Source organism: Bacillus sp. LQ16, from assembly GCF_057784645.1.
In genome coordinates this window covers 3,516,943-3,540,596 of sequence record NZ_CM173491.1, presented here as the reverse complement: position 1 = coordinate 3,540,596, position 23,654 = coordinate 3,516,943, and the positions used below count along the sequence as shown (strand labels likewise).

Annotated in this window: 26 protein-coding genes; 19 read left to right on the top strand and 7 right to left on the bottom strand. The window is 34.3% G+C overall.

From position 1 onward, the window contains the following. Positions 1–52 precede the first annotated feature (52 nt). Both AC3EMB_RS17685 and AC3EMB_RS17680 read left to right on the top strand, forming a co-directional pair. Positions 53–460 carry a hypothetical protein gene (locus AC3EMB_RS17685; RefSeq protein WP_000965149.1) on the top strand — a complete coding sequence of 136 codons (408 nt, stop codon included), beginning with the start codon at positions 53–55 and terminating at the stop codon, positions 458–460. A gap of 67 nt (positions 461–527) precedes the next feature. Then, the gene (locus AC3EMB_RS17680; RefSeq protein ID WP_488517201.1) at positions 528–1,766 is read left to right on the top strand and encodes an MDR family MFS transporter; all 1,239 of its coding nucleotides are present in this window, start codon (positions 528–530) and stop codon (positions 1,764–1,766) included. A gap of 48 nt (positions 1,767–1,814) precedes the next feature. Here the strand turns inward: AC3EMB_RS17680 and AC3EMB_RS17675 are convergent, their stop codons facing one another. Together AC3EMB_RS17675 and AC3EMB_RS17670 are read right to left on the bottom strand one after the other, a co-directional pair. Beyond that, the gene (locus AC3EMB_RS17675) at positions 1,815–2,195 is read right to left on the bottom strand and encodes an Hsp20/alpha crystallin family protein (RefSeq protein WP_000516758.1); all 381 of its coding nucleotides are present in this window, start codon (positions 2,193–2,195) and stop codon (positions 1,815–1,817) included. Between the two features lie 123 nt (positions 2,196–2,318). Further along, positions 2,319–2,441, bottom strand: coding sequence for a small acid-soluble spore protein P (locus AC3EMB_RS17670; protein ID WP_000517654.1), 123 nt, complete (start codon positions 2,439–2,441; stop codon positions 2,319–2,321). A gap of 121 nt (positions 2,442–2,562) precedes the next feature. Here AC3EMB_RS17670 and AC3EMB_RS17665 point away from each other — a divergent pair, with 121 nt between their 5' ends. Beyond that, positions 2,563–2,826 carry a hypothetical protein gene (locus tag AC3EMB_RS17665; RefSeq protein ID WP_001146295.1) on the top strand — a complete coding sequence of 88 codons (264 nt, stop codon included), beginning with the start codon at positions 2,563–2,565 and terminating at the stop codon, positions 2,824–2,826. A gap of 46 nt (positions 2,827–2,872) precedes the next feature. After that, a complete protein-coding gene (pdaB, locus tag AC3EMB_RS17660; RefSeq protein WP_061665781.1) occupies positions 2,873–3,598 on the top strand; it encodes a polysaccharide deacetylase family sporulation protein PdaB in 726 nt (241 codons plus the stop codon). A gap of 41 nt (positions 3,599–3,639) precedes the next feature. On the opposite strand, the gene sspO is transcribed toward pdaB, so the two are convergent. Then, a complete protein-coding gene (gene sspO / locus AC3EMB_RS17655; RefSeq protein ID WP_000518057.1) occupies positions 3,640–3,789 on the bottom strand; it encodes a small acid-soluble spore protein SspO in 150 nt (49 codons plus the stop codon). A 291-nt stretch (positions 3,790–4,080) separates the two neighbouring features. Between sspO and acnA the strand changes: the two genes are divergently transcribed. From acnA to AC3EMB_RS17625, 6 genes are all read left to right on the top strand, one after another. After that, positions 4,081–6,804, top strand: coding sequence for an aconitate hydratase AcnA (acnA, locus tag AC3EMB_RS17650; RefSeq protein WP_063246457.1), 2,724 nt, complete (start codon positions 4,081–4,083; stop codon positions 6,802–6,804). A gap of 192 nt (positions 6,805–6,996) precedes the next feature. Beyond that, positions 6,997–8,058, top strand: a complete 1,062-nt coding sequence (locus tag AC3EMB_RS17645) for a nucleoid-associated protein (RefSeq protein WP_488517200.1) — start codon at positions 6,997–6,999, stop codon at positions 8,056–8,058. An 8-nt stretch (positions 8,059–8,066) separates the two neighbouring features. Next, positions 8,067–9,002 (top strand): GapS4a family protein, encoded by a 936-nt coding sequence (gene gapS4a / locus AC3EMB_RS17640; protein WP_488517199.1) that lies wholly within the window; start codon positions 8,067–8,069, stop codon positions 9,000–9,002. Between the two features lie 4 nt (positions 9,003–9,006). Further along, positions 9,007–10,146 (top strand): GapS4b family protein, encoded by a 1,140-nt coding sequence (gene gapS4b / locus AC3EMB_RS17635; RefSeq protein WP_488517198.1) that lies wholly within the window; start codon positions 9,007–9,009, stop codon positions 10,144–10,146. A gap of 727 nt (positions 10,147–10,873) precedes the next feature. After that, the gene (locus AC3EMB_RS17630; RefSeq protein ID WP_086413649.1) at positions 10,874–11,611 is read left to right on the top strand and encodes a hypothetical protein; all 738 of its coding nucleotides are present in this window, start codon (positions 10,874–10,876) and stop codon (positions 11,609–11,611) included. A 100-nt stretch (positions 11,612–11,711) separates the two neighbouring features. Further along, positions 11,712–13,346 (top strand): ABC transporter ATP-binding protein, encoded by a 1,635-nt coding sequence (locus AC3EMB_RS17625; protein ID WP_488517197.1) that lies wholly within the window; start codon positions 11,712–11,714, stop codon positions 13,344–13,346. A 38-nt stretch (positions 13,347–13,384) separates the two neighbouring features. Here the strand turns inward: AC3EMB_RS17625 and AC3EMB_RS17620 are convergent, their stop codons facing one another. Then, positions 13,385–13,642: a hypothetical protein gene (locus AC3EMB_RS17620; protein ID WP_069356075.1), complete on the bottom strand. Its 258-nt coding sequence runs from the start codon at positions 13,640–13,642 to the stop codon at positions 13,385–13,387. A gap of 251 nt (positions 13,643–13,893) precedes the next feature. On the opposite strand from AC3EMB_RS17620, the gene AC3EMB_RS17615 reads away from it, so the two are divergent. The 4 genes from AC3EMB_RS17615 to sspN all read left to right on the top strand — a co-directional run bounded on the left by AC3EMB_RS17615 (position 13,894) and on the right by sspN (position 15,993). Next, the gene (locus tag AC3EMB_RS17615; protein ID WP_488517196.1) at positions 13,894–14,469 is read left to right on the top strand and encodes a TlpA family protein disulfide reductase; all 576 of its coding nucleotides are present in this window, start codon (positions 13,894–13,896) and stop codon (positions 14,467–14,469) included. Positions 14,470–14,584: 115 nt separating this feature from the next. Then, positions 14,585–15,532, top strand: a complete 948-nt coding sequence (locus AC3EMB_RS17610; protein WP_488517195.1) for a 3'-5' exonuclease — start codon at positions 14,585–14,587, stop codon at positions 15,530–15,532. Positions 15,533–15,671: 139 nt separating this feature from the next. Next, positions 15,672–15,815: an FbpB family small basic protein gene (locus tag AC3EMB_RS17605; RefSeq protein ID WP_042969030.1), complete on the top strand. Its 144-nt coding sequence runs from the start codon at positions 15,672–15,674 to the stop codon at positions 15,813–15,815. A gap of 43 nt (positions 15,816–15,858) precedes the next feature. After that, the gene (sspN, locus tag AC3EMB_RS17600; protein ID WP_000527987.1) at positions 15,859–15,993 is read left to right on the top strand and encodes an acid-soluble spore protein SspN; all 135 of its coding nucleotides are present in this window, start codon (positions 15,859–15,861) and stop codon (positions 15,991–15,993) included. A gap of 85 nt (positions 15,994–16,078) precedes the next feature. On the opposite strand, the gene AC3EMB_RS17595 is transcribed toward sspN, so the two are convergent. Then, entirely contained in the window at positions 16,079–17,371 is a 1,293-nt protein-coding gene (locus AC3EMB_RS17595) for a glycoside hydrolase family 18 protein (RefSeq protein WP_000614856.1), read from the bottom strand. 109 nt (positions 17,372–17,480) lie between these two features. Here AC3EMB_RS17595 and AC3EMB_RS17590 point away from each other — a divergent pair, with 109 nt between their 5' ends. Next, complete coding sequence (locus AC3EMB_RS17590) at positions 17,481–17,900, top strand: acyl-CoA thioesterase (protein ID WP_000495812.1); 420 nt, start codon at positions 17,481–17,483, stop codon at positions 17,898–17,900. Positions 17,901–17,926: 26 nt separating this feature from the next. On the opposite strand, the gene AC3EMB_RS17585 is transcribed toward AC3EMB_RS17590, so the two are convergent. Then, complete coding sequence (locus tag AC3EMB_RS17585; RefSeq protein ID WP_001054453.1) at positions 17,927–18,217, bottom strand: HesB/YadR/YfhF family protein; 291 nt, start codon at positions 18,215–18,217, stop codon at positions 17,927–17,929. A gap of 107 nt (positions 18,218–18,324) precedes the next feature. Beyond that, a complete protein-coding gene (gene plsY, locus AC3EMB_RS17580) occupies positions 18,325–18,921 on the bottom strand; it encodes a glycerol-3-phosphate 1-O-acyltransferase PlsY (RefSeq protein WP_000258974.1) in 597 nt (198 codons plus the stop codon). 225 nt (positions 18,922–19,146) lie between these two features. Between plsY and AC3EMB_RS17575 the strand changes: the two genes are divergently transcribed. The 4 genes from AC3EMB_RS17575 to AC3EMB_RS17560 all read left to right on the top strand — a co-directional run bounded on the left by AC3EMB_RS17575 (position 19,147) and on the right by AC3EMB_RS17560 (position 23,593). After that, a complete protein-coding gene (locus AC3EMB_RS17575) occupies positions 19,147–21,003 on the top strand; it encodes an anaerobic ribonucleoside triphosphate reductase (RefSeq protein WP_053563830.1) in 1,857 nt (618 codons plus the stop codon). Continuing rightward, positions 21,000–21,452 (top strand): anaerobic ribonucleoside-triphosphate reductase activating protein, encoded by a 453-nt coding sequence (nrdG, locus tag AC3EMB_RS17570; protein ID WP_098127240.1) that lies wholly within the window; start codon positions 21,000–21,002, stop codon positions 21,450–21,452. The genes AC3EMB_RS17575 and nrdG overlap by 4 nt, the downstream gene beginning before the upstream one ends. Positions 21,453–21,470: 18 nt before the next feature. After that, complete coding sequence (locus AC3EMB_RS17565) at positions 21,471–22,148, top strand: response regulator transcription factor (protein ID WP_001044679.1); 678 nt, start codon at positions 21,471–21,473, stop codon at positions 22,146–22,148. Positions 22,149–22,351: 203 nt separating this feature from the next. Further along, entirely contained in the window at positions 22,352–23,593 is a 1,242-nt protein-coding gene (locus tag AC3EMB_RS17560; RefSeq protein ID WP_000542643.1) for a S1C family serine protease, read from the top strand. The last annotated feature ends 61 nt before the right edge of the window (positions 23,594–23,654 follow it).

Below are 23,654 nucleotides of genomic sequence, written 5' to 3'. Positions count from 1 at the left end.
TTAGAATTTTCTTGCTATAATAAGGGAAAGAAAATGCGGGGGTGGAATAAATATGTTATATGAAAACGGCGTAGATAAACTGCTTAGTTTAAGTAGAAATATTTCCGAATTATATCGAGAATTAAACGAAATGACCCGGATTTTAACGGATTGTAATCGAGAAAGTGTGAAGTTTGATCGATTATATGTAAAAGAGTTACTTTGGAAGAAAGAAGATGTAATAGAGAAATATGACCAGCTACTTGTACAACTTTGTATTAACGAATGCTTTGATCTAAAAAGTGTCATTACAGGGGAATATAAGTATACATATGAAGAAGTAGAAAACATAGTTTTACAATTTAATGAAAAGTATAATGTCGCAATCTTAATTAAAGATGTGTGTAAAGAATTACAGTTCACATATGGAATTGATATGGACATAACGAGAACAACTCGGGTATCAACAGCTCAAGTATAGAAAAAGGAAAAGAAAGCAGATCCTTTGCTTTCTTTTTTTTGTGAAAATAGAGAGAGTAGGTTTAACGATGAAGGGGAAGTTACAGCATATTCATCCGCTTGGAATGAGTATTATTTTAGGGACATTGTTTGCTAGGTTTGCAACTTCAATGAGTATCCCTTTTTTAGCGATTTATTTAACGACTGTTAAAGGTGTATCAGCTGGAATGACTGGTGCTATTATCGGAACGAGTGCACTTGTTGGTGTTTTTGCTAGTTTTATCGGAGGGAATTTATCAGATCGATTTGGCCGGAAAACGATTATGCTCTGGTCCATGATCGTTTGGATTTTTGTGTTTATAGGTTTTTCACTTGCGGATCATGTTTTAAGTTTCTTTTTATTAAACGCTTTAAATGGATTATGTAGGTCGTTTTTTGAGCCAACATCAAGAGCATTATTATCAGATTTAACAAAGCCTGAGTATCGGTTACTCGTCTATAACTTACGATACGGTGCAATAAATGTTGGAGTTGCAATTGGACCAATTGTTGGATTACAGATTGGAAGTGCAAAATCAACAATTCCTTTTTTAGTAGCAGCTGGGGTATATATTCTATATACAGCTATATTAGCGTTCCAATTTAAGAAGTATCCAATGGAAAAAAAGAAAGTGAGTACAGAAAAACCAGTTACAATGCTAAATGCAATACGTATATTGCGAAAAGATATAGTATTTTTAGTTGCTTTAGTCGGTATTATTTTGAGTAATTGCGGTTTTTCACATTTAACGACGACAGTATCTCAATATTTTGCAAATGCACATATATTTGAGGATGGGGTGAAGCTATTCTCATATATGCTCGCTTTAAATGCAATTGTTGTAGTGATTATCCAATACCCTGTTATTCAAATGTGCAAAAAGTATACACCGTTAACATCAATTATGGTTGGGACTTTATTTGTGAGCGGGGGATTATTTGGCTTTGGAATAGTAGAATCTATGCTAGGTGCTGCCGTTTGTACAATTATTTTTACAATTGGAGAAGTCTTAATGTTTTCGATGACGGATGTATTTATTGATGATATTGCTGTTGCGCATCTAAAAGGAACATACTTCGGTGCGATGGGCTTTTCGGGAATTGGAGCAGTAATAGGTCCGTGGTTCGGAGGGGTACTTCTCGATTACTACGGGTACCAAAATGGGTTTGCGGTATTTTCAGCACTAGCTATATTTTCAACTGTGGCATTTCCTGTGCTTTTAGTTACAAAAGGTTTATCGAAAAAAAGATATGATAGAAATTCTAATATAGAAATGCATGCGAAATAACATAAGCCCCAGTAACCAACTGGGGCTTAGTTTGAATTATATTAACTCTTAATTTGAAAAAAGAACTTTTTTTTCATGCTTATCAGCAACTTCATTTTTGGAAATATGAATGGCTAAAAATCCGTTTTCTAAGCAGGCTAGCATCTTTTTATAAATGATAGTAGTAGGTAAAGGGATTGTTCGTTGTAAGGAAATGTTTTTATGAAGTATGCATATAGCTAGGCCTGTCTCTAACTTTTTAATGAGTACATTTTGTTCCGTGACATTTTGTACATCTGTTTCCAAAATATATTCTTCTTCGGTTTCGCAAAGATCGATGTGAATTTGATTTGGAAAGCTAAAGTTACTATAAGAATCGGAACAAAATTGATCCATCCATTCTTCGAAACCATCAACATGAAAAAGACAATTCTTCTTTTTCTTGCCCATGTAAGACACCCTCCGTAAAATATCAATTCATATCATGTTATGCATGAATGAAACAGAGGTGAAGAATAAATGATGAAATACAAACATTTTATGTTGAATGTGCACGGTATGTGAATGTTTTTATTACATATCATGATGTGAATGTTTTTTTTGGCGTGAATGGTTACGGTTTTTTACTTTATGAGATCCGCTTAATGGTTCAGGTTGTCCTTGTTTTTCTTTTGATTCACGGTTGTTTTTACCCATTGTATATGACACCTCCTCTTTCTTTTTAGAATGAGAGAAGTTGGCGATTTTATACGAGAATGTTTTTAGAAAAAAAGGTAAAGATAAAGGGGACTAACAATTATAGAAAGGGGATTATATAATGCCATATCATAAAGATAAGCAACAAGCCTTTCAAGCGGCACAGCAAGGAGTTACACAAGCAGAAAATGCATTTAATAATATTGTGAAAAATGACCCTAACTACGGTCATGATTTAAAAGAGTTACGCCAAGAGGTTCAGGAAGCATATGAACAAATTCAAAATGCACTAGAGGTAGCTTCAGAAACACAACGTCCACAACTTGAGCAATATGAAAATAATCTCCAAAATATAATGCGAAATGTAGATCAATTAGAAAAGTAAATGAGGTTGTTGTTTATTCGACAACCTTGCTGCTTTAGTAAACATTATGCTAAAACAGAAAATTTTTCTATTAGTTTTTTCTTTGCTATGTGCAGTACATATATTTCAAGTGGAAAAAGTGGAAGCGAAAATGTTGCTCAGAAAAGAGTTAGAACCAACTGGTTATGTAACATGGGAAGTACCTAATAATGAAAAAATTATTGCAATTACATTTGATGATGGGCCAGATCCAACGTATACACCACAAGTTTTAGATTTATTACGTCAATATAAGGCGGAAGCGACATTTTTTATGATTGGATTTCGAGTTCAGCGTAATCCATATTTAGTGAAGCAAGTGTTAAAAGAGGGACATGAAATTGGAAATCATACGATGAATCATTTGTACGCAAGTAATTCGTCAGATGAAAAATTAGAAAATGATATTTTAGATGGAAAGAAATTTTTTGAAAAATGGGTGAAAGAACCTTTGCTATTCCGTCCTCCTGGCGGATATATTAACGATGCTGTATTTAAAACAGCGAAAGAGGCTGGCTATCAAACCGTTCTATGGTCGTGGCATCAAGACCCGCGTGATTGGGCAAATCCAGGGGTTGAATCCATTGTAAATCATGTAGTGAAAAATGCTAAAAGTGGCGATATTGTATTGTTACATGATGGAGGGAATGATCGTAGTCAAACGGTAGCAGCGCTAGCAAAAATTTTACCTGAGCTGAAAAAACAGGGCTATCGATTTGTAACGGTTTCGGAATTACTACGTTATAAACATTAGAAGAAATCCCAAAAGGAAAATAGACCTTTTGGGATTTTTCTTTACTGGTTCTTTTTACGTTTCTTATTATTTTGTCGCTCTGCTGGAGTTAAAGGCTCGTTTGCAAATTCTTCATTGTAACCAGTTCCTTGTCCTTGTGCAGATGCAGCATTCATTCCTGAAATAGTATGATTTGCTTTTCTTTTACCCATTTTATTTCACCTCTATAACATTTTTTGTATGTTGAATGATGAGCAGTTCATAGTATGTATGAACTGTAAGTAAACCGCTGATAGAGCACTTTACTTTATGATAATAGTATTCATAAGGAGCATGAAAGCTATTCAAATTTAGAAACATAAAGAAAACTTATGATAATCTATAAGTTTCTTATTATTTACTTATTTAGAAAGTTGTAATAAGATATTATCGTAAGGTATTGAAAAGTTTGTCTACATTTTATATTCAGACAACTTAGTCACGTTTAACAGGGGGGAAACATAATGGTCAAACATAATCCATTTCAATCACGTGCAACTTTTGAAGTAGATGGAAAAACGTATCATTATTATGATTTGAAAGCGCTTGAAAATGCAGGGGTTGGCAACGTATCTCAATTACCATATTCCGTGAAAGTTTTACTTGAATCAGTACTTCGTCAAGTAGACGGACGTGTAATCACAGAAGAGCATGTTACAAATTTAGCGAAATGGGGAACGAAAGATGTGCAAGATATCGATGTTCCATTTAAACCATCTCGTGTAATTTTACAAGATTTCACTGGTGTTCCAGCTGTTGTTGATTTGGCTTCGCTTCGTAAAGCAATGGCAGACATGGGTGGGGATCCTGACAAAATTAATCCTGAAATTACTGTAGACCTTGTAATTGACCACTCTGTACAGGTTGATAGAGCGGGTACGGCAGACGCGCTTGCATTCAACATGGACTTAGAGTTTAAACGTAATGAAGAACGTTATAAATTTTTAAGCTGGGCACAAAAATCATTTGATAACTACCGTGCAGTTCCACCAGCTACAGGCATTGTACACCAAGTAAACCTTGAATATTTAGCACCAGTTGTTCATGCTGTGAAAAATGCTGAAGGTGACTTAGTTGCATACCCAGATTCATTAGTTGGAACAGACTCACATACAACAATGATTAACGGTATCGGCGTTCTTGGATGGGGCGTTGGTGGTATTGAAGCAGAAGCAGGAATGCTTGGACAGCCTTCATACTTCCCAGTACCTGAAGTAATCGGTGTGAAATTAACTGGTACACTTCCAAGTGGTACTACAGCAACAGACGTTGCATTAAAAGTAACACAAGTATTACGTCAAAAAGGTGTAGTTGGTAAATTTGTTGAGTTCTTCGGTAATGGACTAAAGAGCATGCCTTTAGCTGACCGTGCAACAATTTCAAATATGGCACCAGAATACGGCGCAACTTGTGGATTCTTCCCAATCGATGATATTTCATTAGAATACTTACGTTTAACAGGTAGAGATGAAGAGCAAATTCGTATTGTTGAAGAATACTGTAAAGCGAACGGTTTATTCTATACAGCAGACAGTAAAGATCCAATCTACACTGATCTTGTTGAAATTGATTTAAATACAATTGAATCTAACCTTTCTGGACCGAAACGCCCACAAGATTTAATTCCACTTTCAGATATGAAAGATGCGTTCCACAAAGCTGTTGTAGCACCAGTTGGAACACAAGGACTTGGATTTAATGAGCAAGAGTTCGATAAAGAAGTGAAGGTTACATTAGAAGATAAAGAAGTAACGATGAAAACAGGTGCAATTGCAATCGCTGCAATTACAAGCTGTACAAATACATCAAACCCATATGTATTAATTGGGGCAGGTCTAGTTGCGAAGAAAGCAATTGAAAAAGGACTTGTAGTACCTGAGTACGTAAAAACATCATTAGCACCAGGATCTAAAGTTGTTACAGAGTACTTAGATAAGTCTGGTTTAACAACATATTTAGATCAATTAGGTTTCCAAACAGTTGGTTACGGCTGTACGACTTGTATCGGTAACTCTGGTCCATTAGCGCCAGAATTAGAAGAAGCAATCGCAGCAAACGACTTACTAGTAACATCTGTTTTATCTGGTAACCGTAACTTTGAAGGTCGTATTCATCCTCTTGTAAAAGCAAACTACTTAGCATCACCACCACTTGTTGTGGCATATGCACTTGCAGGTACTGTTGATATTGACCTGAAAAATGATGAGATTGGTAAAGATGCAAATGGCAATGCTGTTTACTTCAACGATATTTGGCCATCAGCTAAAGAAATTGAAGATGTAGTTCAAAGTGTTGTTACATCTGAACTGTTCAAGAAAGAATATGCACAAGTATTTAACAGCAATGAGCGTTGGAATGAAATCCAAACTTCAAACGAAGCTTTATATACTTGGGATAATGATTCAACATACATTCAAAACCCGCCATTCTTTGAAGGTTTATCTAAAGAGCCAGGTGAAGTTGAAACATTATCAGGTTTACGCATAGTTGGTAAATTTGGTGATTCTGTAACGACAGACCACATTTCACCAGCAGGTTCAATTGGTAAGCACACACCAGCTGGACGCTACTTATTAGAAAACGGCGTACAACCAGTTGACTTTAACTCTTACGGTTCTCGTCGTGGTAACCATGAAGTTATGATGCGTGGTACATTTGCAAACATCCGTATTAAAAACCAAATCGCACCAGGAACAGAAGGTGGATATACAACATATTGGCCAACTGGTGAAGTAACATCAATCTATGATGCTGCTATGAAATATAAAGAAGATGGAACAGGTCTTCTAGTTGTTGCTGGTAAAGATTACGGTATGGGAAGTTCTCGTGACTGGGCTGCGAAAGGTACTAACTTATTAGGTATTAAAGCAGTAATCGCAGAAAGCTTCGAACGTATTCACCGCAGTAACTTAGTATTAATGGGTGTATTACCACTTCAATTTAAAGATGGCGAAAGTGCTGAAACGTTAGGTCTTGTTGGTAACGAGTCATTTGAAATTCAAATTGACAAAACAGTTAGACCGCGCGATCTTGTAAAAGTAGTTGCAACTGATTTAGATGGCAACGAAAAACAATTTGAAGTAGTAGCTCGTTTCGATAGTGAAGTTGAAATTGACTACTACCGTCACGGTGGTATTTTGCAAATGGTTCTTCGTGAGAAAATCGAAGAGTCTAAAGTGTCAAACTAAATAATTGAAATGAATATTTATAGCTGAACAAAAAATTAGTACCAATTTAATTATTAAGCTTTATTTAGAATAAAAAACCAATTATTGTTGGTTTTTTATTCTTTTTATGCTTATTGGACTTATAAGGTCTTTAAATATCTACAATTAATCAGTTTATAAAGTTATATTCATACCTTTAAAGGGTGGGAAGTTATGGTCGATTTCACAAGGATGAAAATAAGCGATTTAGTGGTACATCGCGTAGGAAATAAATTAAAAAATGATGGTATTGTAGTATCAAAAGAGGGGATAACTAATCCATCGATAGAGTTGCAAGAGGTATTACTCAGATATTTCTTAACCTCTTTTAAGAATGAGCAATATTTTAAATTTGTTCACTCAACAAGTTTAGATTTAAATGAGATATATAATTATACCAAAAATATATTCAAAGACCAGGCAAGTTTTCATGCGAATTCAGTTAATATATTGAAGCATTTATATGAATCTTCCACACATCCAAATATAAAAAGTGGTGAATTGTATGTGGTAATGTTCGAAGATTGTTGTGTGGATGGCGAATTGATAGATGCTATAGGAATATTTAAATCAGAAAACAAAGATATTTATTTAAAAGTACTGCAAAATGGCGAGAGTTTAGGAATGGATTTCGAAAAAGGAATAAATATTAAAGAATTAGATAAAGGTTGCATTATTTTTAATATTGAGAATGAAGTCGGTTACAAAGTAGCGATTGTTGATAAAGCAAGTCATTCAGAGGCAATATTTTGGAAAAACCAATTTCTTTCTTTGGCGGAATATAAAGATGAAAACTACCATACAACAAATTACATTAACATATGTACTCGATTCAGTAAGGAGATTATAAAAGGTGAAGAAATTGGGGATTCGACTGGAAATATGGTGTTTTTAAGTGATACTCTGGAGTATTTTACAAATAGTGAAGAATTTGATTTGAGTACATTTACTAATGATGTTATACGAAAACCAGAATATATTGAAAAATTCATAGAAGTTAAAGCGGCTTATGAGAAAGAAAAAGAAATTGAAATACAAGATAATTTTAATATTTCATCGGAAGCGTTAAAAAAAGTAAAGAAAAAGATGAATAATCATGTGAAACTGGATACTAATGTGGAAATAAAGATTAATCGTTTACAAGAACAACAATTTCAATTTATTGAGAAGGGATTTGATAGTGAGAAGGGTATGTATTTTTATAAAATATTTTACAATCGTGAGAAAGGGATGTAATAAACAATATGGGAGAAAAGGCTAAGAAGTCTGGGGAAGCAGGGGAAAGAGTAGCAGAAAAATTTCTTAATTTAATTGGTTGGTCAAATCATTTAGATGGTTTTGATATCCCTTGTGTAAAATCAGAGAAACATGCGCTCAAAGAGAGTAGTAAAAGAAGAACTCATGGAATAGATTTTTTAACAGCATATCGTTGTCCATTCTTTGACCAAAAGCTGGAGATTGTATCTGTTTCTATGAAATATAGAAAAGATTATCCTGCAACTGCCAACTCGAAATTTAAAGAGTTCTTACAAGATATTGCTTGGGCAATGGAATGTGCAAAAACTAGTGAAGTTAGTACATTAAAGCAAAAACATGGTGTTAAAAAAGGGGCTTATACAGGGGTAATTATGTGGTTAGCATATGAAGAAGAGAATGATCAGGATGTAATCGGAGAAATCACCGATTTTAGAAATATGGAAGGTGTAAACTTTGAGACTGTATATCTAGTAGACAATCGTAGAATTAATTTTATTTTAGGGACTTTAGATTTTATTCAATCTGAATTTAAAAATGCAGAATTTGAATATTTTTATCCTAACTCTGGATATAATAGCGCGAGCCTTAGTAAGCGTTACAGTGGAAAAATATTACCCGTTCAATATATTAATTCAAGCATTTTACCGGTAAAGATTATTGAATCTAATGGTATCGAACATCTAGTACTATCAGTGGTTGATGAATTTAATACAGAAACGTTTAAAAGAGTATTGTGGTTGGCACAAGATATAACAGCTTCTTGGGGACAACGAGTTATTATTACATTTCCAGATTATCACGCTTTGACTCATGAACAGGAAGTGAAAAGGGTTAAATTAGATTTTTCAGATATCCGATTTATGAGCAAAGTAGAAGTGAAAAAAAATTCAATGGGAGATTTTAGAAAACTGGAGGAGGATTGAAAATATGTCAGATAAAGAACAAAGTCATGTGGATGTGGAAGCTATACTTCCGTATGGGGAAATGCTTCGTCCTTTAATTGTTTCTTCTGCGCTTTCTAAGAATGACTTGAAAAGAACATTGGCTAGAAGAGGGATTTTTGTTTCTAATAAACAGTTAGATCATACGGTTCCACTACTACTTACCACAATTCTTTCACCTAGAGAATTTGAGGAGCTGAGAGAGAAGCAACGAACAAAAGAAGATAATATTAAAAGGAAAACACAATCGATTGTTTGGAATAATGAAGAAACATTATTAGATGCTGTAGAGGAATTGGGATTTGATATTCATACGATTGTACATGAAGAAGATGCTAATTTTGAAGTGCAAGGAGATCCTGATTTTAGAGTGGAACAGAGGAATCCAAATGAACTGGCTATGCGATATCAAATAGAGAGAAGAGATTTAACGAAAAACTGGGTTAAGCATAAGTCTATTCATGAAGGGAATATTGTGTTTCAAAGACAGGAAAATGGTAATGTAAAAATCATTATGGAACATACTTCGAATGAGACGAAGGAAGTAAACGAAAAAGTTAAAACGCATTTAGTTAAAAGTTTTAAAGAGAAAGGTTTTATTGGATCAGAGGAATTAATTGAAAAGATTACAGCGAGCAGATTTTCTAATGAAAAAAGAAATGAATTTCTTATCAGTTTACTTTGTGATGATGATAGCGGCTCACTTGTTTTTAAAGAAGTAACAAATGTAGAGATCGGACCAGACTCCACCAAAGATTCATTACCAGATGAAATTGAATGGATGAAAGAACATGTGAAAAATCTTATTTTAAAAGGACAGTCGCTGCATAGTATGAATTTTTTTAAAAATGAAGATTGGCGAAATGCAATTATTATTCAAGAGGTTGAAGCTGTATTTGAGTATAAGTTTAGAAATATAAGTGGAAATTGTAAAATTAACTTTGGTTTCCCTTCGCTACTAAAAAGTCTTAATGGTGGTATTGAATTTGAAATAAATACCCAGGTGATTCTAGGGGCGAATTATGCTCATGTGAATAAAAAAGAGGTAGAGAAATTTATTTTTAATACATTTGATGCCATCAAAGACAAAATTAAAATAAGGCATTTAGAAGAGCGAACTGTTTGAAAAAGTTTGCTCTTCTATTTTTGGGAAGAGATGTAGATTTGATAATCAAGAGCACATCGGTATTTGTTATAGTCAATTAGAGGCAAGTTGATTAAATAACAGTCGAAAGGGTTTTGTTCTAATCCAATACCTAGTAATTGTCCCTTTATATTTATTCTGATTTTATGGAATTTATTTATTTCAGATAAAAGTATTATTTTAAATTCATTATATCCGTCATTAAATGATGAATTAATTTTTTGTTTGTAGTAGTTAAAAAAGACTTCGCCCTCCTGTTCTAAAATAAATTTGAATTCTATATATTCTTCGCTATCCGGAGGGAAGAATACTAAGGGGGTATGTACTTGCATGTGAATCACCTCTGTCAAAATAATAATTTTTATCAGAATTGCTGAAGTTTATCGTGACGGGTCTATTTTATTGGAATTCGATAAGAACGTATGTTCTTATTTTAAGCGAGAAAGAGAACAGTTACAATAGTGATGTAAGATTTTTACTAGGGTAAGTTTGTAATAATCTATGGGAGTAGGGGAATTTAATGGGATTCAAAAATAAAATAAATGATTGGAATGATTTAAAAATCTTAATTAATATCTAATTATTGAGTACTATAATAGTATTTTAATAAATGACAAATATGATATGTATTTAAAAGAGGTAGTAGAATAATGTATTGTTATAGAGTGTATATGTGTGCAAACGTTTTTAACCTGGGGAGAGAGAAGAGATGAATCCTATTAGAAAAATATTAATAAAAATCTTTCTATGTGTAAACTGTATTTTATCATTTGTTTACACAGAATATTTGGGGGCTAAACTATTTCAACGAAAGAATTTACTTCTTTTAATTGTAGGGATACCTGTTTTTTTTATTTTGTATTTATTTATAACTCCTATTTATTATATATTTTTGTTAATTGCTATTTATATTAGTCTATGCGCAATAAATCAAGTATTAGATAGAGTATTAAAAAGGCTGTTGGGTTTGAAAAGAATTATTATCAAACCGATGAATCGCTTTTACGCAAACTCCTATTTTGAAAAAGTAGGGATTGATTTTGATGAATATAAGGATGCACAATACTATGATTTTCATTTAACTCATCAGCGTATAAAAGGAAATAAAAATAAGCGGCAACGTGAACTAATATCCCTATTTTATAATGAAATAAAAAGTGATTTAGCAAGAATTGATTTTTTAATTGATCAAGGTATAATTCGAAAAAAAAGTGTATTTTTTGCTAATTCCCACTTTAAATTGTCCGAGAAGTTATTTAATACAAAATATTTATCTGGAAAAATATTTGAAGGGTATTTTAGTGAGGCGATGTATAAAGGATTTACAACGAAGAAGTATAAAAAATTACAAAAAAAGATTTTCGGGAAAAATTTAGATGGACATGATGAGAAGGATTTAACTATCTGGAAAATATATGTTATTACATATTTGGGGGAGGAGAAATAGAGATAACGCTAGACAGAGAGAAGGTTTTTAAGATAAAAGAAAGGGATGAAACCATTTGGTTTCATCCCTTTCTTTTTACTATAAAAATGGAGGGGATATTATGAAAGAATATAAAAGAATATTGTGGCCGTTACGAAAAGAGAAAATATTAGTAATGGCAGCTGTATGTAGTGGGATAATTGCTGCCATTTTAAATTTATCACGCCCAAATTTCATGGGATTAATTGTAGACAATCTTATTCAAAGGGAGCTAAAAGGTGCGTATTTATATATAGCTTTGTTTGCGGGTATTCGCTTTTTAATGTGGACGAACAATCTTTTATTTGATTATATAAGCTCAAAAGCCAGTCAACGTATATTACAAACGAAACGTATAGAATTATTGCGTCACTATTTCTCATTACCGTTTGAAGAGAGTGAGAAGATTAAGCAAGGGGAGTTAGAAACTTTGGTCGTATCTGATATTCCGAACTGGGTCAGATTATATGGCTCTATATTAATAGAGTATATACACGCTATTGCCCAATTTATTGGAGCTTTCATAGCACTACAACATATAGATTTGCAGTTTATATTGTGGGTAACTCCGTTTTTATTTTTAAGTGCAATTGTTCCAATACTGATGGGAGGAAAGGTAAGGGATATTGCAAGCATTGCTCAAAAAAATCAATCGAGTGTTGTAGAGATGGTGTCACAGTTTGTAAAGGGTATACAAGATTTACGTAGTTTACAAAAAGAAAAATGGGCCATTCGCTTCTTTAAAGGAGTAACGGCACAATCTTATAAATCGGAAGTAAAGAAGACGATGATGCAACATTGCATTGGAGTAGTTGAAACAGTGATTGAAACAGGAGCATATATCGTTGTTCTCATTGTAGGTGCACAAAAAATAATGAAAGGGGAAATGGAAGTTGGTTCACTTGTTAAAGTGTTAGCTACAATTGAAATGCTCTTTTTCCCAGTCCGTTACGTGGGCGATTTATTAATGACGACACAAGTTGCAGTCGCTTCGGCAAATAGAGTTTTTTCCTTTTTAGATAAACGAGTGGCAAATAGTAATGTAGAAAGAGCGATGGGGATGATAATAACAAATGTTTCATTTCAGGAGAGTGAAGAAGAGAAATGTAGAATTAATAATATTGATTTGCAAATTAATCCTGGTGAATTCGTTATCATTGTCGGAGAAAGTGGTGCAGGAAAAACAACGCTTTTAAAATTAATGACAGGTTTGTATAAACCATCTAACGGTAGTGTTGTTTATTATGGTCAAAAGGCTCGAATGACTACAGTGTGGCAAGAACCACGTTTTTTCCGAACGACGGTAACAGAGAATATGTATTTCGGGGAAGAGGGTTTAGAAAATCAGTTAGAAAAAAATAGTGAACTTATAAATGCAACGCCGATTATTAGAGGGTTACCTGAAGGGAGTCAAACTGTGCTACATAAAAGCGGTGAAGAGTTTTCAGGAGGCGAAAGAAAACGTCTTGCATTATTACGAGCAATTGGTTCAAATCCGAATCTTATTATTTTAGATGAACCGAATGCGGGGTTAGATCCGAGTAATCAAGAAACTGTTTGGAATATGATTGAAGGACTAGGAAGAGATGTAACGAGAATTGTGGCAACACATGATGTAGAGAAAGTGATACTAGCGGATCGTGTTGTCATAATGAGAGAAGGAAGTATTGTTGCATGTGGAAGTCCTGAAAAATTAATAAATAGTCATTCATTTTGAAAGAGATGTGAATAAAGATAAGAGCAGTGACCTTATCTTTATTCAACATCATTTATTTGATATTGGATAGATTCTGAATGATTTAGATCTACGTTAAAAGTAGCAGTCATAAGGAAAGTTGCAATTCCAAGGATTAAGAAAAGGACGAATGAGACTAGAGAGATGTAAAGACAAATACGCCCTACGTTCTTTTTTTCAAGATCGTTACTAAAGAGTGAAATGATCCATGTAATAATACCGATTGGGTATAAAAGAAAACTAAGAATATATAATGTTATTTTTTCGAATGAATTCATAAAAAATCCCCCTTTTGTTGAAGTTTATATAAGTACGAAAGTAAAAAGGTGAATGGGCCCATAAGAAGATAAACAACACTTCATCTGTTTTTCTAATTATATGATAAAAAAGAAAAAATTACACTTCGAATAAGAATATTCTAATTATTTCGACTCTGAATATTTCCAAGCTTGTCCGTATAAGCTAAAATAAGGTATATAGTATTTTGATGAATGTGTTAAAAGAAGATAATACGTTAGGGTGATATAAAATGTGGCGGAAGCTTACGATTATTGTAGTGTTACTTTGTTTAGCAGGATATGCAGCTTATGAACAGTTTGGTAAAAAAGAGCAGGTGGTACAAGGGGAGCAAGAACAAAGTGAAGCTGCTATGAAAGAGATGATTGCAAGTAATGGTATTGAAATAGGGAAGAGTGCGCCAGACTTCGAATTAACGAAGTTAGATGGAACGAATGTAAAGCTATCAGATTTAAAAGGAAAGAAAGTGATTTTAAACTTTTGGGCAACGTGGTGTGGACCTTGCCAACAAGAAATGCCGGATATGGAGGCTTTCTATAAAGAACATAAAGAAAACGTAGAAATTTTAGCAATCAACTATACGCCTTCAGAAAAAGGTGGGGGGGAAGAAAAGGTAAGCAATTTTGTTAAAGAAAAAGGAATTACTTTTCCTATTTTATTGGACAAGAACATTGATGTGACAACAGCTTATAAAGTAATTACGATTCCAACTTCGTATTTTATAGATACAAAAGGTGTCATTCAAGATAAGTTTATTGGGCCGATGACGCAAAAAGAGATGGAAAAAAGGATTGCGAAATTAAAATAATGGTGAAAAGGTAGAGGTGGAGAGTTCCCATTTCTGCCTTTTCTTTTTCAAGTAGTAATAACTTCATGATATGATGTAAGAAATATAAACGTTTAGAGATAAAGGAGTGTATGGAGTGGGGAATGTATCCTTACCGTTAGATTATGTTGTAATTGATTTTGAAACAACAGGATTTAACCCCTATAATGATAAAATTATTCAAGTTGCAGCGGTGAAATATCGTAATCATGAACTGGTAGATCAATTTGTTTCATACGTGAATCCAGAGCGGCTAATTCCGGACCGAATAACGAGTTTAACCGGTATTACCAATTATCGTGTTTCAGATGCACCGACGATTGAAGAAGTATTACCTTTATTTTTAACATTTTTACATACAAATGTTATTGTGGCCCATAATGCTTCTTTTGATATGCGCTTTTTGAAAAGTAATGTAAATATGCTAGGGCTACCTGAACCTAAAAATAAAGTAATAGATACTGTATTTTTAGCGAAGAAATACATGAAGCATGCGCCTAATCATAAACTTGAAACGTTAAAGCGAATGCTTGGCATTCGTTTAAGTTCTCATAATGCATTTGATGATTGCATTACGTGTGCTGCTGTTTATCAAAAGTGTGCAGCTATTGAAGAAGAAGGGAACCGAAAAGTAAATAAGGCTGTGCTTGATGAAACTGCGGTATACGAAGCGGTGAAAGAAATGCTTGCACGTAATAAACGTAATGTAGAATGGCTACGTTGTATGAATGTAGGAAGTTATTTAGATATAAAAGCTTTTTATCCAGTTATGAGAGTAAAGGTAAAAGGGCGAAAGAAATATATATTAACAGAGATATTAGAAGATGATGTGAAAGAAATATGTACAAGCTTAAAATGTGAACCAGCGTTAAAAAGTGAAGTTGGTAATACGAGAATTATGCTTAATAGCTTAGAGGATGTTATGAAATTAGAAAGTTATATTTTAGAACAGTATGATTTTTTATTACAGGCGCTTCATGATTATAAAGAAAATGAAATGAATGCAGATGAAAAGTTGAAAGAGTATTTAAATATTATGGTATAAAAAACTCCGTGTGCAATATATTGTACACGGAGTTTTTTTAGGAGTACTAAAACATAAAATTTTCTTACAAATCTGATTAAAGAGTTTTTCGTTTGCTCATACTATGTAATAAGAAAGCGAAGGAGAGAGGGTGAACAACATGAGAAGAAGTCGCCGTAAATCGTTTGAAGAACTTGTAAATGAAAATAAACAACAATTATTAAGCGATCGTGATGCAATTGAGCGCATTGAAGAGCGCATTGAAAAACGTTATGAAATGAAACTTTTTAAGCAAGCTGAATAATTCTTAACACTAGTACGATACTAGTGTTAAGGAGGCGATAGTAATGGGTAATCCGAAAAAAAATTCAAAAGACTTTGCACCAAATCATATTGGAACACAATCGAAAAAAGCTGGTGGAAATAAAGGAAAGCAAATGCAAGATCAAACAGGTAAACAACCGATTGTTGATAACGGTTAAAAAGGAGAATGTTATCATTCTTCTTTTTTGTGAGGAAATGAAAGATGAGTTTTTAGCAGTAATATGAAAAAAGGGCTGACTTTTGTCAGCTCTTTTTCGTAATCGTGAAATTTTCAACGAGTAAACGCCAATTTTGCGGGAATGGTAAACCGATTTTCCAGTAACTAATACCACCTATACCTTGTTCTTTCATTAAATTGAATTTACTTTGAACAGACCGTGAATCTTCAAACCAAACTTCGTGTTGCACGCCGTTTTCATCAAAATAATTAAAATGAGGAGCTTGGGCTGTGAAATCATAACGAATAGGAACATTATATTTACGAGCTAGTGCAACAGCTGCGACAGAGCTAATTGCTTTTGCGGGTGGATTTCCTTGTTTAAATGGAAGCTTCCAATCAAACCCGTATAAATTTTGCCCCATCATAATTTTTTGTGGAGGCATTTGAGATTTTGCATATTGAAGTACTTCTTTCACTGGACCGATAGGAGAAATCGCCATCGGTGGACCGCCTTGCCATCCCCAGTCATATGTCATAATGACGACGAAATCAACAATTTGCCCTTGCGCTTTATAATCGTGAGCTTCGAAAAATTTTCCCTTTTGATTTGAACTTGTTTTCGGTACGAGAGTTGTGCTCAATGTGTACCCGCTAGGTAAGCGTGTTTTTACATTTCGTAAAAAGCGATTATACGCCTCGCGGTCTTCAGGTGCTACACTCTCGAAATCGAAATGAATGTCTCGCATGCCATATTTTTCAGCTGTTTGCAAAATGTTAGTAATAAATTTGTTTTGAATCGTTGCGTCGCGTAAAATAACTGATGTTAGATCGGCACTGAAATTACCATTTTCAATATTTGTAATAACGAGCATAGGGATTGTTTTACCTTGCGTTGCAATATTAGCGATTTTAGCTGTTTCAGTAGGTTCTTTTAATGTGCCATCTCTTTTTGCCTCAAAACTAAAATAAGCTAAGTATGTTAAGAATGGATTGATGGCACGTGTAGCATTAACTAAACTCTCTTTAATCGGTATAGTTGAAGGTTGTAAATAAGCGATGGATTCTACAGCTCGTTTTGTACCTTTTGGTACGTATAATTGTTGTCCGACATGGAGAATAGATTTTAAAGATAAATTATTCACTTTAGCTAAACTAGCGAGGGGGACATTATATGTTTGAGAAATTCGATATAGGCTGTCACCAGGCTGTACATAATAATTATTCCCTTTCGTATTAACGATAAGTGCCTGACCAACAACGAGTGTTTCAGCTGGATTTAATCCATTGTCTTTTACTATTTCGTCAGGTGTTGATCCATATTTTGATGCCAAGCTATATACGCTATCACCACTACGAACAGTTACAATTTGAATCATATGCTGGCTCCTTTCGGGAAAAGATTCACTATTTTTATTTTATTTTTGATGTCACTGTATTATGATTAAATGTATGCAAGGTAGCAGAAGTGAAAGAAGGCGAATACATATGTTTGTAGCAGAACATGAAGTTGAAATCCGTTATGCGGAAACAGATCAAATGGGTGTTGTTTACCATTCAAACTACTTAGTGTGGCTTGAGTTAGGTCGCACGAAACTTATACAAGATTTAGGTTTTTCATATGTTGAAATGGAGAAAGAAGGAATTATTTCTCCTGTGTTAGATTTACAAATTTCATACCGTAAAGCGATGCGTTACGGAGAAAAAGCAATCGTAAAAACATGGGTAGATACTGTGAGCCCACTTCGCGTTGTATATGGATATGAAATATATAATGGTGATGGTGAACTTTGTATTACTGCAAGTACGACGAATATTTGTGCGAAAAAAGAAGGGTTCCGCCCTGTATCATTTAAAAAGTTATATCCTGAGTGGTATGCGAAATATGAGGAAATTAAGAAAAAATAAAAAAGCGTGGCAGAAGCCACGTTTTTTTATTTTTCATAATTAAATTGTGGGAAGTCGTCACCTTCGTTAAGTGTAACAGATAAATTATGTCCATCGAAGAACCATTCATCATCGCCTTCAATAAAGAAGTTAATACCTTCTTCTTGAATTTGAACAGCAGGATGTGCAGGATCATCTTTACGAATACCTAAAGAAAGTCCTTTTTGCACAGTACTGCAACCACCGTATTGTACGAAAAAGCGTAGTGTTTCATTTGATTGTAAGTTTAATTCATTTTTATACCATTGTGCTGCTTCTTTTGTTACGGAAAGATTCATGTATAGTTCCTCCAAATTATGTTGCTTTTCTTTAGTATAAAAAATAACGCAAAAAGACGCTATTAATATGCTTCACGTTTTCTTTTTGCGTTATGTGGGTTACGATCTTATTTTTGCTTTTTTGAAAAGTTTGCTTTTGGTTCAGTTTTATTTATAATTCGTCCGATATTTGCACGGTGTTTATAAATAACCATACCTGCTAATAAACACATCGCAATAATGAAGATTTTATCCCCGCTAACAATGGATGCAATAACAGCAACAACTGCTGTTACCATAGAAGAAAGTGATACGTATCTTGTTGTAAATAAAAGGGTGAAAAATACAACAGCCAATATTGCAAAAACAACTGGTGAATAGCATAATAGCACCCCAGCAGAAGTTGCAACTGCTTTACCACCACGGAATTTCGCGAAGATCGGGTAGACATGTCCAAGAACAGCCGCTAACCCGAACCATAGTGGGTGAATATCTAATCCGAAAATCATTGGTAGACTTGTTGCTAATGTCCCTTTTAAAATGTCAGCAATTGTAACGGTAAAACCTGCTTTTTTCCCTAATGTACGGAATGTGTTTGTTCCGCCTAGATTACCGCTCCCGTGCTCACGAATATCGATTCCGTAGCCAATTTTTCCAACAACTAGTGCAAATGGAATCGAGCCAAGCAAGTAGGCAACGATAAATAAAAGATATGTAGTAACCATAAGTTCAGTCTCCTTTATTCAAATGTGTTGATAAAGGGTAAAAAGAGTTTTTCCCGTATATTGTACCATACATTTGTAAAGAGCACATTTCTTTTTTGTAAATGAAAAATTCATTATTTCGTGAAAAAAATTTCACAGTAATGTTACATTTCTCACAGAAACAGCAAGACTATATGTAGTAACATTTTAATCAAAAGACAACAACATATTGGTGGAGGGTTATAAATGTTACAAAATAATACACGTGGAGAAGAATTAATGAAAGTGTTCGAGACGATAGTCCACGGCAATGAACAAGATTTAATGCAAGAAAATGCAAATGTAGACGGCCGCTCTCCAATGGGTGTAATGGGAACGTTCGCATCTGAGAGTGCAAAATATTATGCTGTTGAGAATTTATTGTCAGATCAAGTGAAAAAAGCGATAAATGAAAATATATTATATCCACATGATTTAGATTTTTATGCGACAGGAACGACGACTTGTTCGCAAATTCCGTTAGCGCAAATGCTTGCTAACGGTTTTCATACTGGACATGGACATATGAGACAACCACAAGACATTAAAAGTGCATTGGCTCTTTCGTCTATTATTTTTCAAGCGAATCAAAATATGCAGCATGGCGGTCAATCGTTTGCACTCTTTGATATTGATTTAGCACCTTATGTACGAAAAACAATTGAGAGACATAAAAAACGATTACAATCATATCCGCTTACGAAAGAACAAATAGAAGAATTTGCATGGAAAGAAACGGAAAATGATACGTATCAAGCGTGTGAGGCTTTCGTTCATAATTCGAATAGTATGCATAGTAGGGGCGGAGGACAAGTACCGTTTATTTCTATTAATTACGGAACAGATACATCAAAAGAAGGAAGAATGTTAATTAAACAACTATTAAAAGCAACACAAGCTGGACTTGGTAAAGGAGAGACACCAATTTTTCCGATTCAAATTTTCAAGATGAAAAAAGGTGTGAATTTTGAAGAAAGTGATCCGAATTACGATTTATTTGAATTAGCATTAGAGACAACTGCAGAGCGATTATTCCCTAACTTTTCATTTTTAGATGCTCCGTTTAATGCAGTGCATTATGATGGAAGACCAGAAAGTGAAGTATGTTACATGGGATGTCGTACCCGTGTTATGTCTAATATACATGGAGAAGAAACAGCGATTGGTAGAGGGAATTTATCATTTACGTCTATCAATTTAGTGAAATTAGCGTTAATTAGTGGTTCAAAAGAAGCATTTTTTGAAGCGCTAAACTACTATTTAGATTTAGGAATTAAGCAGCTATTAGAAAGATTTGCGTATCAATGTACGAAGCGAGCAAGAGATTTTCAGTTTTTATATTCACAAGGTGTATGGCGTGGTGGAGAAACATTGCATCCTGAAGACTCCGTAGCCTCGATTTTAAAACAAGGGACGTTAAGTGTTGGTTTTATCGGTCTTGCGGAATGTTTAGTAGCCTTAACAGGAAAGCATCATGGGGAAGATGAAGAATCATGGAAACTTGGGTACGAAATTATTTCCTTTATGAGAGATAGAATGGATAAAGCGACAGAAGAACATCAACTGAATTTCTCAGTAATTGCAACTCCAGCAGAAGGATTATCAGGGAAGTTTGTGAAAAAAGATAGAGAAGAATTTGGCGTGATTAGCGGTATAACGAACCATAATTACTATACGAATTCATTCCATATTCCAGTTTATTATAACATTCAAGCGATAAATAAAATCCGTTTAGAAGGTCCGTTCCATGCTCTATGTAACGGGGGACACATTACGTATATTGAACTAGACGGAGCAGCAATGCATAACAAAAAGGCATTAAAACAAATTGTACAAGCTATGGCAGAACATGGCGTTGGATACGGTTCAATTAATCATCCTGTTGACCGTTGTAAGTGCTGTAGTTATCACGGGGTTATTGGGAATGAATGTCCAAGTTGCGGGAATGAAGATGAGGCTAATATAGAAAGAATTCGCCGTATAACAGGCTATCTTGTAGGAGATATGTCAAAGTGGAATAGTGCGAAACGTAGTGAAGAGATAGATCGGGTGAAACATAAATGAAAGTGATGAATATTATTCATGATAGTGTAGTAGATGGAGAAGGATTGCGGACAGTCGTGTTTTTTGCGGGCTGTCCGCATCGTTGCGTTGGTTGCCACAATCCGAAATCGTGGAATATTTGCAACGGAATGGAAATGACAGTAGAAGAAATTGTGAAAGAGATTGCAAGTAATCCATTAACTGATGTAACATTTTCAGGTGGAGATCCATTTTTTCAAGCTGCTGAAGTGAAAAAGGTAGCAAAAATCGTGAAAGATTTGAAAAAAAACCTATGGATGTATACAGGTTATACGTTAGAAGAGATACAGAGTTCTCAAAATAATGATATGATAGAGTTGTTACATTATGGGGATGTTTTAGTCGATGGAAGGTTTGAAATTGAGGAAAAAGATTTAACACTTCCATTTCGCGGAAGCTCCAATCAACGTATTATTCGATTGAAAGAGTAAAAAGGCGGGATAGATTATATGAACAAAACAGTATTGCTTGTTGAAGATGAAAGAAGATTACGTGAAATTGTTAGTGATTATTTTCGTAATGAAGGCTTTGAAGTAATCGAAGCAGAAGATGGAAAAAAAGCGTTAGAGTTATTTGCAGAGCATGAAATTGATTTAATTATGTTAGATATTATGTTACCGGAAATAGATGGATGGTCTGTTTGTAGAAGAATTAGAAAAGAATCAGCAGTACCAATTATTATGTTGACAGCACGTTCGGATGAGGATGATACATTGCTAGGTTTCGAATTAGGTGCAGACGAGTATGTAACGAAACCATTTAGCCCGAAAGTATTAGTAGCTCGTGCAAAGACGTTATTGAAACGTGCGGATGGTGCGGTAGGAGTAGCGGAAGAAAATGCTATGTCTTTAGCTGGAATAGAAGTGAATCGTCTATCTAGAACTGTTTTAGTAGATGGAGAAGAAATTATATTGACACATAAAGAATTTGAACTTCTTGTGTATTTAATGGAGAACAAAGGAATTGTGTTATCACGTCAACATTTATTAGACCAGTTATGGGGATATGACTATTACGGTGATGACCGAACGGTTGATACCCATATTAAAAAACTTCGAAATAAGCTAGGAGATAAAGCGAAGCATATCGGTACTGTTATTCGAGTTGGTTATAAATTTGAAGAATAATCTAGAACGATTTGTGTAATTTAGCCTAGGGAAATGGCAATTTTATACTCTCTTTTGAAGGTAGAATGTACAAAAAATACTTTTCTTGTCTACAATGTTAGATAGGAGTATTTTTTTAATTGGATTTCACGATGAGTTCACAAGAAGGACACAAAACGTGACTATACTGAAAATACGAATTCACCAGAGAGGGGAAATAAAACATGGGATATTACGACGGACCAAATTTAAATGAAGAGCATAGTGAAACGAGAGAAGTGAGAAAATCAGGTAGTAAAAAAGGCTATTTCTTCACAGGTTTAGTGGGAGCTGTAGTCGGAGCGGTTTCGATTAGTTTTGCAGCACCATATATGCCATGGGCTCAAAATAATGGAGCACCAGTATCATCATTTAGTTCGGATTCAAAAGTAGAAGGTACTGTAGTTCCTGTTGTAAATAAAGCGAAAAATGAAACTGATTTACCTGGTATGATTGAAGGAGCGAAAGACGTTGTTGTAGGTGTTATTAATATGCAGCAAAGTGTTGATCCATTTGCAATGCAACCGACAGGTCAAGAACAACAAGCTGGTTCAGGATCAGGTGTTATTTATAAAAAAGCAGGAAATAAAGCATATATTGTAACAAACAACCACGTAGTAGATGGTGCAAATAAACTTGCTGTAAAACTAAGTGATGGTAAAAAGGTAGATGCAAAGTTAGTAGGGAAAGATCCTTGGTTAGATTTAGCTGTTGTTGAAATTGACGGCTCTAATGTGAATAAAGTTGCAACTTTAGGTGACTCAAGTAAAATCCGTGCGGGTGAAAAAGCAATTGCAATCGGTAACCCACTAGGATTTGATGGAAGTGTAACGGAAGGCATTATTAGTAGTAAAGAACGTGAAATTCCAGTTGATATTGATGGCGATAAACGACCAGATTGGCAAGCACAAGTTATTCAAACAGATGCAGCGATTAACCCAGGTAATAGTGGTGGTGCATTATTTAACCAAAATGGTGAAATAATTGGGATTAATTCAAGTAAAATTGCACAGCAAGAAGTTGAAGGAATTGGATTTGCTATTCCAATTAATATCGCAAAGCCAGTTATTGAATCACTTGAAAAAGACGGAGTAGTAAAACGTCCAGCTCTTGGAGTAGGTGTCGTTTCGTTAGAAGATGTGCAAGCTTATGCAGTCAATCAATTGAAAGTACCGAAAGAAGTAACAAACGGTGTTGTATTAGGTAAAATTTACCCAATATCACCGGCAGAAAAAGCTGGTTTAGAGCAATATGATATTGTAGTAGCATTAGATGATCAAAAAGTAGAAAACTCACTTCAATTCCGTAAATATTTATATGAAAAGAAAAAAGTAGGCGAGAAAGTAGAAGTTACATTCTACCGTAACGGTCAAAAAATGACGAAATCGGCTACTTTAGCAGATAATTCAGCTACAAAGAATCAATAATCGAAATAAAAGAAAGTCTCTTTCATATTGAAAGAGACTTTCTTTATCGGCTATACTAAAG

Coding starts and splice junctions, on each gene's coding strand:
- AC3EMB_RS17625 (WP_488517197.1), top strand. CDS start 11,712: ATGAAAGAATATAAAAGAATATTGTGGCCGTTACGAAAAGAGAAAATA.
- AC3EMB_RS17585 (WP_001054453.1), bottom strand. CDS start 18,217: ATGAATCTTTCCGTAACAAAAGAAGCAGCACAATGGTATAAAAATGAA.
- acnA (WP_063246457.1), top strand. CDS start 4,081: ATGGTCAAACATAATCCATTTCAATCACGTGCAACTTTTGAAGTAGAT.
- AC3EMB_RS17680 (WP_488517201.1), top strand. CDS start 528: ATGAAGGGGAAGTTACAGCATATTCATCCGCTTGGAATGAGTATTATT.
- sspO (WP_000518057.1), bottom strand. CDS start 3,789: ATGGGTAAAAGAAAAGCAAATCATACTATTTCAGGAATGAATGCTGCA.
- plsY (WP_000258974.1), bottom strand. CDS start 18,921: ATGGTTACTACATATCTTTTATTTATCGTTGCCTACTTGCTTGGCTCG.
- AC3EMB_RS17615 (WP_488517196.1), top strand. CDS start 13,894: ATGTGGCGGAAGCTTACGATTATTGTAGTGTTACTTTGTTTAGCAGGA.
- AC3EMB_RS17605 (WP_042969030.1), top strand. CDS start 15,672: ATGAGAAGAAGTCGCCGTAAATCGTTTGAAGAACTTGTAAATGAAAAT.
- AC3EMB_RS17665 (WP_001146295.1), top strand. CDS start 2,563: ATGCCATATCATAAAGATAAGCAACAAGCCTTTCAAGCGGCACAGCAA.
- AC3EMB_RS17675 (WP_000516758.1), bottom strand. CDS start 2,195: ATGGGCAAGAAAAAGAAGAATTGTCTTTTTCATGTTGATGGTTTCGAA.
- AC3EMB_RS17645 (WP_488517200.1), top strand. CDS start 6,997: ATGGTCGATTTCACAAGGATGAAAATAAGCGATTTAGTGGTACATCGC.
- AC3EMB_RS17630 (WP_086413649.1), top strand. CDS start 10,874: ATGAATCCTATTAGAAAAATATTAATAAAAATCTTTCTATGTGTAAAC.
- sspN (WP_000527987.1), top strand. CDS start 15,859: ATGGGTAATCCGAAAAAAAATTCAAAAGACTTTGCACCAAATCATATT.
- AC3EMB_RS17595 (WP_000614856.1), bottom strand. CDS start 17,371: ATGATTCAAATTGTAACTGTTCGTAGTGGTGATAGCGTATATAGCTTG.
- AC3EMB_RS17575 (WP_053563830.1), top strand. CDS start 19,147: ATGTTACAAAATAATACACGTGGAGAAGAATTAATGAAAGTGTTCGAG.
- pdaB (WP_061665781.1), top strand. CDS start 2,873: ATGCTAAAACAGAAAATTTTTCTATTAGTTTTTTCTTTGCTATGTGCA.
- AC3EMB_RS17590 (WP_000495812.1), top strand. CDS start 17,481: ATGTTTGTAGCAGAACATGAAGTTGAAATCCGTTATGCGGAAACAGAT.
- nrdG (WP_098127240.1), top strand. CDS start 21,000: ATGAAAGTGATGAATATTATTCATGATAGTGTAGTAGATGGAGAAGGA.
- gapS4a (WP_488517199.1), top strand. CDS start 8,067: ATGGGAGAAAAGGCTAAGAAGTCTGGGGAAGCAGGGGAAAGAGTAGCA.
- AC3EMB_RS17560 (WP_000542643.1), top strand. CDS start 22,352: ATGGGATATTACGACGGACCAAATTTAAATGAAGAGCATAGTGAAACG.
- AC3EMB_RS17620 (WP_069356075.1), bottom strand. CDS start 13,642: ATGAATTCATTCGAAAAAATAACATTATATATTCTTAGTTTTCTTTTA.
- AC3EMB_RS17670 (WP_000517654.1), bottom strand. CDS start 2,441: ATGGGTAAAAACAACCGTGAATCAAAAGAAAAACAAGGACAACCTGAA.
- gapS4b (WP_488517198.1), top strand. CDS start 9,007: ATGTCAGATAAAGAACAAAGTCATGTGGATGTGGAAGCTATACTTCCG.
- AC3EMB_RS17565 (WP_001044679.1), top strand. CDS start 21,471: ATGAACAAAACAGTATTGCTTGTTGAAGATGAAAGAAGATTACGTGAA.
- AC3EMB_RS17685 (WP_000965149.1), top strand. CDS start 53: ATGTTATATGAAAACGGCGTAGATAAACTGCTTAGTTTAAGTAGAAAT.